Genomic DNA, 15,671 nt, shown 5'->3' on the forward strand with positions numbered 1-15,671 from the left:
TCGACAACGCATACGGAGACCGAAACCTCATCTGCACATGCCCACCAATGGACGCTTACGAAGAAGCCGCAGAGTAAACAGACGACAACCAGATCAGCCCACGCACTGTCCGCGGGCTGATCCATCCCGGGCCATATGCCTTTGCCTGTGGCCCAGGCTTTTCAGCGGGGGAGACATGAAGCATTGCATCTTCGAAAATGACCAAGCCTATCTGGCTGAGCCAACCTCTGCTGCGTTCGTGCGAACCCACAACATCGATGTGATCGTGCGCGATAGTAGTGCATTTGCCTCGGCCGAGATGATCAGGGAATTTTATCATGCCCTGAGCGATCTGACCGGCGACCATTCCTATGTCGTTAATCTGCGTTTGGCTGGTGCGGGGTCCGTAGGAGGACCGCAGTACTGGACCGGAAGAGCGGCTGTTTTCTGGGGCGATTTTTCGGATTGTTGGACGTTGTCCGACGCCGAAAGAACATGGGTCTCACAAGTTCTGAACCTTTCGCCACGGACCGTTCTTGTCGGTGGTGCCGTGCTTGTGCTGGCCCAGATTAGATTGTCGGAAAAAACAGTCGCGGCCATTCACCCCAACTTCGATGCAGCAGCGCGTGAAGCAGGTTTGACCAACTGTGGTACAGGCACATATCTGGCGGCGCGCGGGCGCACGCATAGCGCGACGACACGTCTGAGTACGCTGCGTTTGTTGGCGGATTTTGTTTCGTTGGACCATGGTGAGAATATGGCAGATAACCTACGCGGGTTTATCGGCCTGTCCGAACCCAAGCGGGACTGCGAAAGCCAGCTTGCCAATCGCTTGATCCATCGTGCGGGCGGGGATCACCTGGTTATGTCAGCGGTTGAGGCAATGCTGAACCATGTCGAAGAGCCACTCAGGATCACGGATCTTTCGAACATGGTCGGCACTTCAACCCGGCAGCTTCAGAGACGGTTTCTGAACAAGACGGGGGCAAAGCTTTTGGCCACATACCGAGAATTGCGTTTGGAACGTGCGCATAGCCTGCTGCGGTTTACGGATTTGCCACAAATCGAGATTGCCACCGCCACAGGGTTTTCGTCTACAACGTCACTGAAACGTGCTTTTCGAGACCAGTACAAGACGATGCCGGAAGATATCCGCAGCCTCCGCTTTTCCGGTGGAATGGCGGATCGGGGGCTGGTGAACTGACAGCTCGTGCAGTGTGCCGATTAGGGCGCACGCCTTTGAAATCTAAATCCGCTGTGGTTGGCGAATCGAAAAAAGCCTGATCAGACCGAATGCAGGGCAGACCGATATTCGGGCTCAGTATGATCCTTTAAGTCTTTGAAACGCGGATTTCTGCATCCGGATTCTGATTCTGTTCTGCAACATTCTCGTGATTGCTGCAATTCCGTCCCTTTTCTGCCGGAATCGTCACTGATAAACCCTTGGCCATCGGGCAGTGATTTGTTGAGGGGTACGGGCGGTAAAATGAATACCGGGGTAAACGGTCGTGTTGCCATTTCATGGTTGCAGACTGAGATTGATGGGCTAGAGGCGGCGCCTCTGGCATTTTTAAATGTAGGGTCGGCCTGGTCCTGGCGCGGTCAGGCATCGATGCTGGCAGGCAGCGCTGAAGTTGCCGGGCGTAAAAACGCATTTGCATCTGGTACAATCGGGCGCGTTATTCCTGGCACGACTTTTTCGGATAATGTCGTCGGAACGCTCGAGCTTATGAACGGGGCGCAACGGTTTTCAGCGTTACTGGTCGTTTCCGATGATGATGAAAGCCCGTCGCTGGTGTTTGAAAGCGGCTGTCCTTCACGCGATCAGGAATTCTGGATCAGCGCATATACTCAGATCAAGCATCAGAGTGGTGAAGTTGCAGAGCAGGACGGAACTGTCGTCGCGTTTCATCGCAAGGCCACTCAGTTCCAGTACATTGGTGTCGCGAACCTACGCGCAACTGTAAACGGTGCCACTTTAGCGGACTAAATCCCGTTAGTGGTGCCGTCTTTGAATTGAATTTCAGAAAGTTTCGGTTCTGTCCGTTCGGCATGTTGACTCTGCCAGCGCTGCGGATATAAGCGCGGCTTCATTGGTGTTGGTGGCCCCCGCAAGGGGAGGCCTGTCATGAGGGAAACCTCAAGAGGACAACGCCCTTCATAGTGGCCTATCAGGGCCTCGACCTTAAGAAGGAGATCAGCCGTGACCAAACGCACGTCTGCCAAGTACAAAATCGACCGCCGGATGGGCGAAAACATCTGGGGTCGTCCGAAATCCCCGGTCAACCGTCGTGAATACGGCCCTGGTCAGCACGGTCAGCGCCGGAAAGGCAAACTGTCTGACTTCGGTCTGCAGCTGCGCGCCAAGCAGAAGCTGAAGGGCTACTATGGCGACCTGACCGAAAAGCAGTTCCGCCGCATCTATGCCGAAGCTGTTCGTGTCAACGGCGATACCGGTGAAAACCTGATTGGTCTGCTGGAACGCCGTCTGGACGCCGTTGTCTATCGCGCCAAATTCGTCGCGACCGTGTTCGCCGCGCGTCAGTTCGTGAACCACGGCCACGTCACAGTGAACGGCAAGCGGGTCAACATCCCCAGCTACCGTGTCAAAGAAGGCGACGTCATCGAAGTACGTGACAAGTCCAAGCAACTGGCCGTTGTTCTTGAAGCTGCTGCTCTGGCCGAGCGTGATGTTCCTGATTACATCGACGCCGACCACTCGAAAATGACCGCGACTTTCGTGCGCGCACCGGGTCTGGGCGATGTGCCTTACCCTGTCATGATGGAACCGAACCTGGTTGTCGAATTCTACGCGAAGAACTAATCTTCGCCGAAATCGAAATTCGAAAGGCCGCGCGGTTGCGCGGCCTTTTTTCGTTTTAGGGGACTCTGCCCCCAATCACGACCAGCCGCGATGCCCCCCGAGCAATTTTTTTGGCCAAATAAAGAGCGGATCAGATTGGCAAGGGTCGTCCTTCTGCAATTGCCTCCATCGCGAAATATGAGGTTACGCTGTCCAGCTCGACTTTTTCGATGAGGCGTTGATAGACCTTGTCGTACGAAGCCATATCCTGCGTAACAACCTTGAGCTGATAGTCGTAGTCGCCGCCAATGCGGTGAAAGTCCACGACCTCTGGTATCGTCAGAACATGTCTGCGAAAGGCCTGTAACCACTCGGCCGAGTGGTGCCGCGTACGCAGCATGACGAAGACCACAAGGCTCAGCCCTAGTTTTTCGCGCGCGATTTGCGCCGTCGATCCGATGATGACGCCCTGATCATTCAGGGCCTTCAGCCGACGCCAGCAGGCGTTTTGCGATAGCCCGATGCGGTCGGCCAATTCTCGTTGGGACAGCGTAGCGTCGGTTTGCAATTCACGCAGCAGGCGGTGGTCAATATGATCTAGATTTTTTGACATTCCAAATCATATGACACATGATTTATGAAAACCATCTAAAAATATGCATTATATACCCAACACATATCAATCATATTTGTTGGGAAACTTCGGAGTCCATATAATGACACTTTCCCAATTTCGTTCTGACATTGAAGCTGCTGTTCGTAGCGACACGTTGCGCGATGGCTTAATCGGCGAGAATGTTATGATCCCGGGGCTGCGCGGGGACATACCTTTGGTTTACGCGGATTATGTTGCGTCGGGCCGCGCATTGAAGCAGGTCGAGGATTTTGTGGCCGCGCATGTGTTGCCGTTTTATGCCAACAGCCACACCGAGGCGTCTTATTGCGGGGCCTACATGACCCGACTGCGCCGCGAGGCCCGTGCGGAAATCTCCCGGATTGTTGGCGCCGGGGAAAATGATGCGGTGATTTTTACGGGATCGGGCGCTACAGCGGGTCTCAACCGGCTGGTCAATCTGTTGGGGATCGAGGCTGCTGCGCGACCAGTGGTTTTGATCGGCCCATATGAGCACCATTCGAACATCCTGCCGTGGCGGGAAAGCAAAGCGCTGGTGATTGAAATCCCCGAAGCACCCGAAGGGGGTGTCGATCTGTCGGCTTTAGAGCGTGCCTTGGCGGAAAACGCGGATGCGGATCTGATCGTCGGATCATTTTCGGCCGCTTCGAATGTGACGGGCATAATCACTGATCCCGACCCGGTTACGCGGCTGCTCAAGGCTAATGGCGCTGTAGCGGTTTGGGATTATGCGGGCGGTGGGCCTTATCTGCCAATGAGAATGGGCCCTGCGGATGCGCGCAAGGATGCGATCGTGGTCTCTCCTCATAAATTTGCCGGTGGACCCGGCGCGTCTGGTGTATTGATCGTCAATCAAAACGTTGTGCAGCGCACATGCCCCAGCTGGCCCGGTGGTGGCACTGTGAGTTTCGTGTCCCCTTGGGGGCATGACTACAGCGCCGATCTTGCAACGCGCGAAGAGGCGGGAACGCCGAATGTCATAGGCGACATCCGTGCCGCGTTGGCTTTCATGGTCAAGGATGCGGTTGGCGCAGACGAAATCGCAAGGCGCGAGGCGCTTTATAACCAGATGGCATTGGAAGGGTGGGGAGATAACCCAGGTCTGACCTTGTTGGGCGCGGACAATCCACATCGGTTGCCGATTTTTTCCTTTCTTGTTCATGACAGTAAAGGTCAGCCGGTGCACCAGCAGTTATTCACCCGGATGCTGAGTGATGTTTATGGCATTCAAGCGCGGGGCGGGTGTGCTTGTGCCGGGCCCTATGCCCATCGGTTGCTGGGTATTGATCGTGCAGCCTCGGAGCAGTTGCATGCGGCGCTTGGTGCTGGTGAAGAGTTGAAAAAACCCGGTTGGGTGCGTCTGAACTTTTCATATCTGATGTCCCAAGAGACTGTCCGCTTCATCATCGACAGCGTCAATGACCTGTCCCGGCGGACCGAAGAATTTACCCCCTTTTACGACGCCGACCCGGCGACAGCCCGCTTCAAGGCGGCATAAGGGAATTGCCGCTTTTCTCAACGCTTTGAGACGGGTATGAGGGGCTTCTAAATACGGAGCCTCTTATGACCCAGATCACCCCTCAACCCGGCATTATGGACATCGCGCTTTATCAGGGCGGCCAGTCGAAGGTGGCGGGGGTCGACCATGTGATCAAGTTGAGCTCGAACGAAAACCCCTTTGGCCCCAGCCCCAAAGCGATCGAGGCAGTACGTGACAGTGCGGCCACCCTGAACCGGTATCCCAGTACAGATCACGCCAGTCTGCGTAAGGCCATTGGCGAACGCCACGGGCTGGACCCGGCGCGAATTATCTGCGGCGTGGGCAGTGACGAGGTGCTGCAATTCGTGGCACAGGCTTATGCCGGTCCGGGGGATGAGGTTATCTATACCGAACACGGATTTTCGATGTACCCGATCATCGCTCGGATGGCGGGGGCAACTCCGGTGATGGTGCCTGAAACCGATCGTCACGTGGATGTGGACAACATTCTTGCCGCTGTGACTGACCAGACCCGGATCGTGTTCGTGACCAATCCGGGCAATCCGACATCGACCATGATCCCCGAGGCTGATCTTATCCGACTGGCCGAAAGCTTGCCGCAGACCTGTCTGATGGTGATTGATGGCGCCTATGCCGAGTTTGTCGAAGGGTTCGACGGAGGCCGCGCTCTGGTGGATCGGTTCGAGAATGTGATCATGACGCGGACCTTTTCCAAGATCTATGGACTGGGCGGGATGCGGGTCGGTTGGGGCTATGCGGCGCAAGAGATCATTGATGTGCTGAACCGGGTGCGCCAGCCCTTTAACCTGTCGCTGACTGCGTTGGCTGCTGCCGAAGCCGCCATAAAGGACGAAGAGTACCTGACCTTTTGCCACAGCGAAAATGCACGCTTGCGGGATTGGCTTTCGGCCCAGTTGTCCAAAATCGGCGTATCTTCGGATGCGTCCAGCACCAATTTTATTCTCGCCCGCTTTAAGGATCAGGCCGAGGCCGAAGCGTGCGACGATTACCTCAAGACACAGGGTTTGATCGTGCGCCGCGTGGCGGGATATAACCTGCCAAATGCTCTTCGGATCACGGTTGGGGACGAGGAGGCTTGTCGCCGTGTCGTTGCGGCCATAACCGCTTTCAAAGGGGGGGCCGCATGAGCCAGGTATATGACCGCGTTGCGCTGATCGGGTTGGGCCTGATCGCATCGTCGATGTTCTGGGCGATTAAACGTGCTGGATTGGCCGCCGAAGTAACCGGCTATGCCCGGTCCGAGGCCACGCGCGACACAGCGCGCAAGATTGGCCTATGCGACCGGATCTGTGACACCGCGCAAGAGGCCGTTGAGGGGGCAGACCTTGTAGTTCTGTGCGTGCCTGTTGGCGCGATGGGCGCGGTAGCGCAGGAGATTGCGCCTGCCCTGAAGTCGGGCGCGACCGTGTCAGATGTGGGTTCGGTCAAGCGGCATGTCATTCAGGATGTCTCGCCTCACATCCCGCAGGGCGTTCATTTCATTCCCGCGCATCCGCTGGCCGGGACCGAGCATTCCGGCCCTGAATCCGGATTTGCCGAGCTGTTCGATAATCGGTGGTGCCTATTGGTGCCGGTAGAGGGCTCGGACCCGGAGGCCGTTGCGCGACTACGCTCATTGTGGACGGGTTTGGGTTCGAATGTTGATGAGATGGATGCCGATCACCATGATCTGGTTCTTGCAGTGACATCCCATGCGCCACACCTTATCGCCTATACGATGGTCGGCGTAGCGGATGATCTGCGCCGTGTGACCGATAGCGAGGTCATCAAATACTCGGCCGCGGGTTTTCGGGATTTCACCCGGATCGCGGCCTCGGACCCGACTATGTGGCGCGATGTGTTTCTGACCAACAAGGATGCGACGCTAGAGATATTGGGGCGTTTCACTGAAGAACTGTTTGCGCTGCAGCGGGCCATTCGTACAGGTGACGGCGATCAGCTGTTCGATTATTTCACGCGCACACGTGCGATCCGGCGCGGGATCATTGATGCCGGGCAGGATACGGACGCGCCGGATTTTGGTCGCGGGAATACCAACCCATGAGGCGCGGCTGGAGCGGTCTGTCGATTGGGTGGTTGGTACTTGGTGCCACAATGGGGAATGCAACGCCATCGGAACACCGGTTGACCCCCGATGACCAACCGGTTCTGGCCTTTGCCACTCCGGTCGGGATGCAGCCAGAGTTGCAGCCGAATACGCTGGTACAGCAGGTGCTGTTCAAAAAGCGTAAGCTGCGCAAAACATCGGTCTGCGGGAATATCGAAATTCAGGGCAAGCCGGTGGGTAATGTTCCCGGCAAGATCAAAGCCTGCGGGATCAAGGAAGCGGTACAGATCACCTCAGTTTCTGGTGTGGCGCTTAGCCGTCCGTCCACCATGGATTGCGGCACAGCAATTGCGCTGAACCAATGGGTCGAGAAAAGCGTGAAGCCCACCTTCAAAAGGCGCGGTCCCGTTGTCGAACTGCAGGTCGCGGCCCACTACGCATGCCGGACGCGCAACAACCGCAAGGGTGCGCGGATATCGGAACACGGTAAAGGCCGGGCCATAGACATATCAGGTTTCAAGATGGCGAATGGCGAGGTTGTGACCGTTCTGAACGGTTGGCGCAAGAACCCGTCAAAGAAGCAACTGACCAAGATCTGGCGCGCCGCCTGCGGGCCGTTCGGAACGGTACTTGGCCCGAATGCGGACCGGTATCACCGGGATCATTTTCACTTGGACACAGCCCGGTATCGCCGTGGCCCGTACTGCCGTTAACGCAGGATCAACCGCGGCGCCGGACCAAGGGGTAGCGGGCCAAGCGCCACATAGCCCTCACGGAAGTTCAACTGCAGATCCAGCGCATCGGGATTGCCCCCCAAGCCAGCCATGAATTTCAGGGCACGTGTCACAGGGTCTACCGCCTGATCGGGCAGGGCCCCTGCGGCGTTGGCCATGGCAACCATCTCACGCCAATTTTCGGCCTTGATCGAAATCTCTCCGGTAGGAATACCCTGATCGTCCACGTCCAGCTCTCCGGCAGCGAACAGGCGCAATGCACCCCATTTCATCTCAGCCAGACGCAGGTCGATCCGGGTGGGCTGAGGTCGGCTTTGTTCCAGTGCAGATCGATCCCACGGTTTGTCAAAGGTGGCGACCATATCCATTTCCAGCGCATCGAATGTCTGGGGCAGTGTGGTGGCGGAATGCATCATGGCGCGCAGATCATCGCCGGGGGAAAAGCCGTCGATCCGTGCGCTGATCGCATAGGCTTGAGGATTTTCGGTTTGCTCCATCACCAGACCAAGCGTGGTTCCCGCTGCTAGCAAATCAGCATCATTGGCAACGGACCATGGTCCGGCAGTCAGAGACATTTTCTCTAGCACCAGCGCGACACCAGGTTGCAACTGCAGCTCGGCCTGCAGGTCAGCTGCAACGATGGTCGACGTTTGATCGAAATAGGACAGCAGCTGCGGCGTTTCCGCGAAACGCAGAACTTGCCGACCCGGCCAGATCGCGGGGCTTTGGAATTCTATCCAGTCGGCGCTCCAGGCGGTGCCGTTGACCGGGTCGGCCAGTGCGGGGCTGTTCAGTCGGGTGACGTGGTTGAACGGATAGCCTGCTGTTGCTACATCCGAAAAATCGGCCAGCCAGCCTCTTTCTTGTTGGTTGTCGAACCATGTTGTGATCGCGTTGCGCAATCCATATCCGGCGACGAACCAATAGGCGCTCCAGATCGCAGTGATGAAAATGACTACTCGTATCAGCCCGCGCATTGCTAATGGCCCTTTTTCCCGCCTTGAAATTGATGTTTATAGGCGCAAACGGGCAAGGACCAGTGCTATGACGATGTGGGTTTTCGGATATGGGTCGCTGCTGTGGAATCCCGGCTTTCCCGTGTCCCGCAGCGAACGCGCAACCCTGAATGGATATGCGCGGTCTTTCTGCATGAGTTCGATTCATCACCGCGGAACCGAAGAGAAACCCGGCCTTGTTCTGGCGTTGGATGAACAGCAAGACACCCTGTGCAAAGGTCTGGCCCTCGCCGTCGAAGCAGGCCACGAAGAGCGTACCTTGCATGAACTGCGCGAGCGCGAGCTGATCTCGTCGGCCTATGTCGAAAAGATGCTGGATGTGCATTTGGAAACGGACGAGGTCGTAACGGCAGTCACCTATGTTATCGACGCAGATCACGTGCAGTATTGCGGGGGCATGCCGTTAGAAGACCAGGCGCAGATCATTGCCCATGCAGTCGGCGGGCGTGGTCCAAATACCGAATACCTTTATAACACAGCTGAACATCTGACCGAGATTGGTCTGCGTGATCCCGATCTTGAGTGGTTAGCGCAACGGGTGCGAAGCATTACCTCATAAACCCTTGGCGTCACCGGCAGATTTTCGGTAGATTCGCGTCAGAGCAGAAAAGAACCGGGAAAAACGCGCATGGCGCAGGCACAACAGGGCGCGAGACCGCATTTCTCGCAACCCATTCGTCAGATCGTAACGATGCTTGTGGCGATCGGCCTGGCTGGTATGGGCATCTTCATGGCGCTGCCTTACGTTTTGCCGGTTTTCTATGCAAACCCGTATCTGAACGGTTTTATCCTTCTGGTATTCTTCGTCGGCGTAATTGCCTGTTTTTATCAGGTGACACAGTTGATCGGTTCGGTGCGCTGGATCGAGTCCTTCGTTGGTGGCGTTGTTCATGAGGACGCGCGCACGCCTCAGCTTTTGGCACCGCTGGCGTCGCTGCTGCGGGACCGGGGTGCGCGGTCGCAGATCAGTTCCAGTTCGACCCGGTCTATTTTGGATTCGGTGGCCGAAAGGGTCGAGGAAGAGCGTGAGATCACGCGGTATATCACCAATGTTCTGATCTATCTTGGGCTTTTGGGAACGTTTTTTGGTTTGGCCACGACGGTCCCCGCTATTGTCGACACGATCCGCAGTCTCAATCCGCAGGATGGCGAAGAAGGGCTGGCGGTGTTCAATCGCCTGATGGTTGGCCTTGAAACCCAACTGCAGGGAATGGGCGTGGCCTTTGGGTCTTCGTTGCTGGGCCTTGCCGGATCGCTGATTGTGGGGTTGCTGGAACTGTTCGCGGGCCACGGGCAGAACCGGTTTTATCGAGAGCTCGAAGAATGGTTGTCCTCGATCACCCGTGTCGGCTTTGCAGCAGGCGATGACGGCAGCAGCACCGAACTGGCGGTTCTGACACCGGTTCTGGATGCAATGTCCGAACAGATGAACGCCCTGCAGGACTTGTTTTCGGCGCAGGAAACCGACCGGGCCGAGCTGTCGGGCAAGCTGGGGCATCTTGTCGGCGCAATCGGAGATATGAACCAGCGTCAGTCTGAGACCGAGAATGTCACCGCTGCGCTGGAACGTGTCGCACTGGGGCAGGACGCTCTGCTGGATCATCTGCGGGAACAGGGGACCAGCGAGGGAATAGACGCCGAAAGCCGCATGCGCCTGCGCTCGATGGATGTTCAGTTGCTGCGTATTCTCGAAGAAATTTCTGCAGGTCGCCAAGAAAGCATGAGCGAGCTGCGCAAGGACATCGAACTGTTGGTCAAAGCTCTTACATTGCCCAGAGGCGCCGTTCGAACCGCTCCGGAAGGAGAGTAATCCATGGCTCTGTCCCGTCGCACAGGTCAGCGGTTTCAGGGGTCGGTCTGGCCGGGTTTCGTGGACGCGATGACCGGGCTGTTGATGGTGCTGACCTTTGTGTTGACCATCTTCATGGTGGTGCAATTCGTGCTGCGCGAGACGATTTCAGGGCAAGAGGATGAACTGACCGCCCTGTCCGGCGAAGTGGCGGCCCTTGCCGGTGCGCTTGGGTTGGAAGAAAGGGAAAACAGCCGCCTTCAGGCCCGGTTAGGGGCGCTGAATGCGACCTTGACGCAGGCCGAGGAAGATCTGGCGCAGGCAGAAACCAGGATCACGTCATTCGAAGCACAGGTCGCATCTCTGTTGGCCGATCAAGAGCGGTCGCTGGGGGTTATCGCCTCACTGGAATCTGAGCGTTCGGAATTGCTGAATGAACAAGAGGCCCTGAACCTGGCCCTTGCCCAAAGCCGTGCCGAGGTCGATGCCCAGGCCGAGGCCGCCCGGCTTGATGCTGCCCGCCGCGAAGCGCTTGAAGCGTTGGTGGCGGATCTGGAACAAAATGAGGCCGCGCAGGCCGCATTGGTCACCGAGCTTGAAGGCCAGCTTGACGCCGAAGAGGCCGCGCGCCTGGCCGAAGCTGCGGCTGCCGATAACCTGCGCAATCGTCTGCAGGACGCGGATGCGGAACTGACCGCTATGACGCTGGCTCTGGAAGCGCAACGCAAGCAAGCCGAAGAAACCCTGACCCTGTTGGCCGCTGCGCAAGCTGCCAAGGCCGAGCTGGAGCGGCAGTTTGGTGAGCTCGATAGTCAGGAGTTGCAGGCCCAGCTGCAAGCGGCATTGGCCGCCCAAACCGACGCTCTGACAGCGGAACAGATACAGCGTACATTGGCCGAAGAACGCGCAGCCTTGCTGGCCGTTGCGCGTGAGGCAATCTCTGCCGAGAAAGCCGTTTCAGCCAAGGCGCAGCGTCAGACTGCCTTGCTGAACCAGCAGATGGCAGCCCTGCGCGAGCAGTTGGGTGGATTGCAGGCCCTGCTGGACGATTACGAAGACCGCAACGCCGCCGCAGATATTCGTATTCAAACATTGGGTCAGGATCTGAACGCCGCACTCGCCCGCGCCGCCTCGGAAGAGCGTCGTCGTCGTCTGTTGGAAGAGGCCGAGCGCGCCCGGCTTGAGGCCGAGGCCGAGGCTCTTTCGGGTCAGAACCAAGAACTTACGGCGCAGGCCGAGGATCTTCAGCGATATCGCTCGGAATTCTTCGGTCGGTTGCGCGATGTGCTGGGTAATCAGGAAGGCGTTCGGATCGAAGGCGATCGGTTTGTGTTCTCGTCCGAAGTACTGTTCGATACAGGATCAGCAGTGCTGTCGCCCAAGGGTCAGCTTGAGATCGCCAAGGTGGCCAATATACTGCGCAGTGTCGCGGCTGAAATTCCCGAAGGCCTGAACTGGGTTATTCGCGTGGACGGCCATACCGACAATGTCCCGCTGGCCGGAACTGGCCGCTATCGGGACAACTGGGAGCTTAGCCAGGGACGCGCCTTGTCGGTTGTCCGTTATATGGTCGATGCGCTGGGTATTCCACCGCAACGTCTGGCGGCCAATGGCTTTGGTGAATTCCAACCCTTCAACCCCGCAAACACCCCAGAAGCGCGCGCTCAGAATCGCCGGATCGAATTGAAGCTGACCGAGCGCTGATTGCAGCAAGTAAGGCCCATTGTCAGAGTTGGGTGGTTTTCCGGGCGCCCCTGAGATTTTCTTTTGAGACAGGTGACTCAGCTCGGGCAAGAAAAAAGCCCGGCGTAGAAGCCGGGCTTTGATTTGATGCGCTGCTTTTAATCTGCAGTCAGAAGCGGGGGTTTGTCGCCAGGGATGCGCGGTTGATCGGGGCCAAAAATGTCCAGATCCAGCTCTCCCTTCTTGACCGAGACGCGAACGACACCGCCCTTGGCCAGCTTGCCGAACAGCAGCTCCTCGGCCAGAGGTTTCTTGATGTGTTCCTGAATGACGCGTCCCAGTGGCCGCGCACCCATCTTGTCGTCATAGCCTTTGTCGGCCAGCCATTCGGCAGCTTTTGGCGTCAGGTCGATGGTCACATTGCGGTCCAGAAGCTGTGCCTCAAGCTGAAGAACGAATTTCTCGACCACCTGCAGGATGACCTCTTTCGGCAGCGGCGCGAAGGAAATGACAGCATCCAGACGGTTGCGGAATTCCGGCGTGAACATACGTTCGATCGCGGCGGTATCCTCACCTTCGCGGCGGTCGCGGGCAAAGCCGATGGCCGCCTTTGCCTGTTCTTGCGCCCCTGCATTCGAGGTCATGATCAGCACCACGTTGCGGAAGTTCACCGTGCGACCATTGTGGTCGGTCAGCTCTCCGTGGTCCATCACTTGCAGCAGGATGTTGAACACGTCCGGGTGGGCTTTTTCGATCTCATCCAGCAGCAGAACGCAATGCGGATGCTGGTCGACACCATCAGTCAGCAAACCGCCTTGGTCGAACCCGACATAGCCCGGAGGCGCACCGATCAGGCGGCTGACCGCGTGTTTCTCCATGTATTCCGACATATCAAAACGCAGCAGTTCCACTCCCAGCGTATCCGCCAGCTGTTTCGCGACTTCGGTCTTTCCCACACCGGTTGGGCCAGCAAACAGATAGTTGCCGATGGGCTTTTCCGGCTCGCGTAGACCGGCGCGCGCCAGTTTGATGGCGCTGGACAGCGCCTCAATCGCCACGTCTTGCCCGAAGACCACCCGTTTGAGCGACTTTTCAAGGTCTTTTAGAACCTCGGCATCGTCCTTGGTGACGTTCTTGGGTGGAATCCGGGCGATCTTGGCAACAACGGCCTCAATCTCTTTGACACCGATGGTCTTGCGGCGCTTGCTTTCAGCAACCAGATGCTGGGCCGCACCGGCTTCGTCGATCACGTCGATCGCCTTGTCGGGCAGCTTGCGGTCATTGATGTAGCGTGCTGACAACTCGACTGCGGTTTTAATCGCGTCGGCTGTATATTTGATCTCGTGATGCTTTTCGAAATAGGGCTTCAGACCGCGCAGGATTTTTACGCTGTCCTCGACCGAAGGTTCGTTCACGTCAATCTTCTGGAACCGGCGGCTGAGCGCGCGATCCTTTTCGAAATGCTGGCGAAACTCTTTGTAGGTGGTCGAACCCATAGTGCGCAGTTTTCCACCCTGAAGGGCCGGTTTCAGCAGGTTCGAGGCATCCATTGCCCCGCCCGAGGTGGCACCGGCACCGATGACGGTGTGGATTTCATCAATGAACAGAACCGCGTCTGGGTGATCCTCAAGCTCGGTCACGACCGCTTTCAGGCGTTCTTCGAAATCACCGCGATAGCGGGTGCCCGCCAGCAATGCACCCATATCCAGCGAATAGATGGTGGTTTCTGACAGCACATCGGGGGCCTCGCCAGAGATGATCTTAAATGCCAGCCCCTCTGCGATTGCGGTTTTACCAACGCCCGGATCACCGACCAGAAGCGGGTTGTTCTTGCGCCGGCGGCATAACACCTGAATGCAGCGCTCAACCTCATCGGCACGACCGATCAGCGGGTCGATATCGCCTGCTCGCGATTTCGCGTTCAGGTCGATGCAGTATTTCCCCAGCGCGCTTTCTTTTTGCTCGCCATCGGCAGTGCTGGCCGGAGATTCCTCTTCCGCCTGATCCGCGCCTGATACTGAACGGCTTTCGCCGTAAGCCGGGTCCTTGGCCACACCATGGGCGATGAAATTCACCGCATCATACCGGGTCATATCCTGTTCCTGCAGGAAATAGGCTGCGTTGCTTTCGCGTTCGGCAAAGATCGCGACCAGAACATTCGCCCCGGTCACCTCGGTCCGGCCCGAGCTTTGGACATGGATCGCAGCGCGCTGGATCACACGTTGGAAAGCGGCTGTCGGTACAGCCTCGGACCCGTCAATATCGGTGACAAGGTTCGATAGGTCTTCGTCGATGAATTCCACCAGAGTGCTGCGCAATTCGTCAAGATCGACGCTGCAGGCTTTCATCACGCGGATCGCATCGGGCTCTTCCAACAATGCCAGAAGCAGATGCTCCAGCGTTGCGAATTCATGTCGCCGTTCATTCGCAGCCGCCAGGGCCGCGTGGATGGCTTGTTCTAGTGTGCTCGAGAATGAAGGCACGCGGGTGCTCCTCTGTCTTGGGTCAGAAGGGGGCGGGCTGAAGGCCGGATCCCCATCCCAACCATGTCCTCATACTATTAGAGTTTGGTTGATCAGAGCCCGGCTTCAAGGGTTTTCTTGCTCTTGACAGTCACATTTGTTGTGACCGTGGCTGTGAAGTAGGTGAAATAGGTATCAAAACCGATCTTTTCTAGCCCTGATTTCAGCAAAAATTTTGGCTGGTTCGGCGCCTGCCATACCCAGATGCGCCTGAATCGCCGGGTCAGCAGCGCGCAGGAAGGGGTTAGTGGCCTTTTCCAACGCCAGAGTGGAGGGAACCGTAGGCTGTTGGGCGGCTCGGGTGCGGTCAATTTCTGCGACGCGTTTCTGCAGCGCAGAATTTCCTGGATCGACGGTGAGAGCGAATTTGGCGTTGGACTGCGTGTATTCGTGCCCTGAGCAAACCAGCGTGTCATCCGGCAAGGCGCTCAGTTTACACAGCGATTCCCACATCTGCGGTGCGGTGCCTTCAAACAGGCGTCCACAACCCATTGCCATCAGGCTGTCGGCGGTAAAGACCACCGCGCTTTGCGGCATGTGAAAGGCGATATGACCAAGAGTATGCCCCGAAACGTCCAGAACAAGGACGGGTTCCCCGCCGATTTCAAAACTGTCGCCGTCATTGACCTGTTGATCCAAGGGGGGCAGGCGATGTGCGTCGGCTGCCGCGCCGATCACCGTCGCCGGGTGCTGTTCCAAAATGGCCGGCAACCCGTCGACATGGTCGAAATGGTGATGCGTGAGCAACACATGAGACAAGCCCCAGCCACGTCGTTCCAGTTCTGACAGAATCGGGCCGCTTTCGGGCGCGTCGATTAATACGGTGTTGCCGCTAACCGCGTCATGCGCCAGAAATGCGTAGTTATCGCTGAGACATGGGATGGTGACGATCTCAAGAGGCATGGCCTTTTGCCCTTTCGTTGCTAGACTGCGCTCAGCTAA

Annotated in this window: 14 protein-coding genes; 10 read left to right on the plus strand and 4 right to left on the minus strand. The window is 57.3% G+C overall.

What is annotated here, in order from left to right; all coding sequences use genetic code 11:
- Positions 1-175: 175 nt before the first annotated feature.
- The 3 genes from AC2FH6_RS07235 to rpsD all read left to right on the plus strand — a co-directional run bounded on the left by AC2FH6_RS07235 (position 176) and on the right by rpsD (position 2,803).
- Entirely contained in the window at positions 176-1,183 is a 1,008-nt protein-coding gene (locus AC2FH6_RS07235; RefSeq protein ID WP_496691033.1) for a helix-turn-helix domain-containing protein, read from the plus strand.
- 282 nt (positions 1,184-1,465) lie between these two features.
- A complete protein-coding gene (locus tag AC2FH6_RS07240; protein ID WP_496701877.1) occupies positions 1,466-1,969 on the plus strand; it encodes a hypothetical protein in 504 nt (167 codons plus the stop codon).
- Positions 1,970-2,182: 213 nt separating this feature from the next.
- The gene (gene rpsD, locus AC2FH6_RS07245) at positions 2,183-2,803 is read left to right on the plus strand and encodes a 30S ribosomal protein S4 (RefSeq protein WP_058279997.1); all 621 of its coding nucleotides are present in this window, start codon (positions 2,183-2,185) and stop codon (positions 2,801-2,803) included.
- 130 nt (positions 2,804-2,933) lie between these two features.
- On the opposite strand, the gene AC2FH6_RS07250 is transcribed toward rpsD, so the two are convergent.
- The gene (locus AC2FH6_RS07250; RefSeq protein ID WP_142636466.1) at positions 2,934-3,395 is read right to left on the minus strand and encodes an Lrp/AsnC family transcriptional regulator; all 462 of its coding nucleotides are present in this window, start codon (positions 3,393-3,395) and stop codon (positions 2,934-2,936) included.
- Between the two features lie 103 nt (positions 3,396-3,498).
- Between AC2FH6_RS07250 and AC2FH6_RS07255 the strand changes: the two genes are divergently transcribed.
- The 4 genes from AC2FH6_RS07255 (at position 3,499) to AC2FH6_RS07270 (ending at position 7,698) form a co-directional block, all read left to right on the plus strand.
- On the plus strand, positions 3,499-4,914 hold the full coding sequence (locus tag AC2FH6_RS07255) for an aminotransferase class V-fold PLP-dependent enzyme (protein ID WP_496701879.1): 1,416 nt from the start codon (positions 3,499-3,501) through the stop codon (positions 4,912-4,914).
- 65 nt (positions 4,915-4,979) lie between these two features.
- Positions 4,980-6,065, plus strand: coding sequence for a histidinol-phosphate transaminase (hisC, locus tag AC2FH6_RS07260; protein WP_496701881.1), 1,086 nt, complete (start codon positions 4,980-4,982; stop codon positions 6,063-6,065).
- Entirely contained in the window at positions 6,062-6,982 is a 921-nt protein-coding gene (locus AC2FH6_RS07265; protein WP_142636472.1) for a prephenate/arogenate dehydrogenase family protein, read from the plus strand. The genes hisC and AC2FH6_RS07265 overlap by 4 nt, the downstream gene beginning before the upstream one ends.
- Positions 6,979-7,698, plus strand: a complete 720-nt coding sequence (locus tag AC2FH6_RS07270; RefSeq protein WP_496701883.1) for an extensin-like domain-containing protein — start codon at positions 6,979-6,981, stop codon at positions 7,696-7,698. The genes AC2FH6_RS07265 and AC2FH6_RS07270 overlap by 4 nt, the downstream gene beginning before the upstream one ends.
- Here AC2FH6_RS07270 and AC2FH6_RS07275 read toward each other — a convergent pair.
- Positions 7,695-8,696: a DUF2125 domain-containing protein gene (locus tag AC2FH6_RS07275; protein ID WP_496701885.1), complete on the minus strand. Its 1,002-nt coding sequence runs from the start codon at positions 8,694-8,696 to the stop codon at positions 7,695-7,697. The two genes, AC2FH6_RS07270 and AC2FH6_RS07275, sit on opposite strands and share 4 nt — an antisense overlap.
- 67 nt (positions 8,697-8,763) lie before the next feature.
- Here AC2FH6_RS07275 and AC2FH6_RS07280 point away from each other — a divergent pair, with 67 nt between their 5' ends.
- The 3 genes from AC2FH6_RS07280 (at position 8,764) to AC2FH6_RS07290 (ending at position 12,228) form a co-directional block, all read left to right on the plus strand.
- Positions 8,764-9,294 (plus strand): gamma-glutamylcyclotransferase, encoded by a 531-nt coding sequence (locus AC2FH6_RS07280; RefSeq protein ID WP_496691028.1) that lies wholly within the window; start codon positions 8,764-8,766, stop codon positions 9,292-9,294.
- A 69-nt stretch (positions 9,295-9,363) separates the two neighbouring features.
- Complete coding sequence (locus tag AC2FH6_RS07285) at positions 9,364-10,545, plus strand: biopolymer transporter ExbB (RefSeq protein ID WP_282021534.1); 1,182 nt, start codon at positions 9,364-9,366, stop codon at positions 10,543-10,545.
- Positions 10,546-10,548: 3 nt separating this feature from the next.
- On the plus strand, positions 10,549-12,228 hold the full coding sequence (locus AC2FH6_RS07290) for a peptidoglycan -binding protein (protein WP_282021533.1): 1,680 nt from the start codon (positions 10,549-10,551) through the stop codon (positions 12,226-12,228).
- A 137-nt stretch (positions 12,229-12,365) separates the two neighbouring features.
- Here AC2FH6_RS07290 and clpA read toward each other — a convergent pair whose 3' ends face one another.
- Positions 12,366-14,690 carry an ATP-dependent Clp protease ATP-binding subunit ClpA gene (gene clpA, locus AC2FH6_RS07295; RefSeq protein WP_496693892.1) on the minus strand — a complete coding sequence of 775 codons (2,325 nt, stop codon included), beginning with the start codon at positions 14,688-14,690 and terminating at the stop codon, positions 12,366-12,368.
- A 174-nt stretch (positions 14,691-14,864) separates the two neighbouring features.
- Positions 14,865-15,632: a hydroxyacylglutathione hydrolase gene (gloB, locus tag AC2FH6_RS07300; protein ID WP_496694696.1), complete on the minus strand. Its 768-nt coding sequence runs from the start codon at positions 15,630-15,632 to the stop codon at positions 14,865-14,867.
- Between the last annotated feature and the right edge of the window lie 39 nt (positions 15,633-15,671).

The organism is Ruegeria sp. CDSC045 (genome assembly GCF_059610725.1).

Bases quoted from the DNA above. Each gene is read 5' to 3' on its own strand.
- AC2FH6_RS07280 (WP_496691028.1), top strand. From the start codon at position 8,764: ATGACGATGTGGGTTTTCGGATATGGGTCGCTGCTGTGGAATCCCGGC.
- AC2FH6_RS07265 (WP_142636472.1), top strand. From the start codon at position 6,062: ATGAGCCAGGTATATGACCGCGTTGCGCTGATCGGGTTGGGCCTGATC.
- AC2FH6_RS07240 (WP_496701877.1), top strand. From the start codon at position 1,466: ATGAATACCGGGGTAAACGGTCGTGTTGCCATTTCATGGTTGCAGACT.
- AC2FH6_RS07235 (WP_496691033.1), top strand. From the start codon at position 176: ATGAAGCATTGCATCTTCGAAAATGACCAAGCCTATCTGGCTGAGCCA.
- gloB (WP_496694696.1), bottom strand. From the start codon at position 15,632: ATGCCTCTTGAGATCGTCACCATCCCATGTCTCAGCGATAACTACGCA.
- AC2FH6_RS07285 (WP_282021534.1), top strand. From the start codon at position 9,364: ATGGCGCAGGCACAACAGGGCGCGAGACCGCATTTCTCGCAACCCATT.
- AC2FH6_RS07290 (WP_282021533.1), top strand. From the start codon at position 10,549: ATGGCTCTGTCCCGTCGCACAGGTCAGCGGTTTCAGGGGTCGGTCTGG.
- hisC (WP_496701881.1), top strand. From the start codon at position 4,980: ATGACCCAGATCACCCCTCAACCCGGCATTATGGACATCGCGCTTTAT.
- AC2FH6_RS07250 (WP_142636466.1), bottom strand. From the start codon at position 3,395: ATGTCAAAAAATCTAGATCATATTGACCACCGCCTGCTGCGTGAATTG.
- AC2FH6_RS07270 (WP_496701883.1), top strand. From the start codon at position 6,979: ATGAGGCGCGGCTGGAGCGGTCTGTCGATTGGGTGGTTGGTACTTGGT.
- AC2FH6_RS07255 (WP_496701879.1), top strand. From the start codon at position 3,499: ATGACACTTTCCCAATTTCGTTCTGACATTGAAGCTGCTGTTCGTAGC.
- AC2FH6_RS07275 (WP_496701885.1), bottom strand. From the start codon at position 8,696: ATGCGCGGGCTGATACGAGTAGTCATTTTCATCACTGCGATCTGGAGC.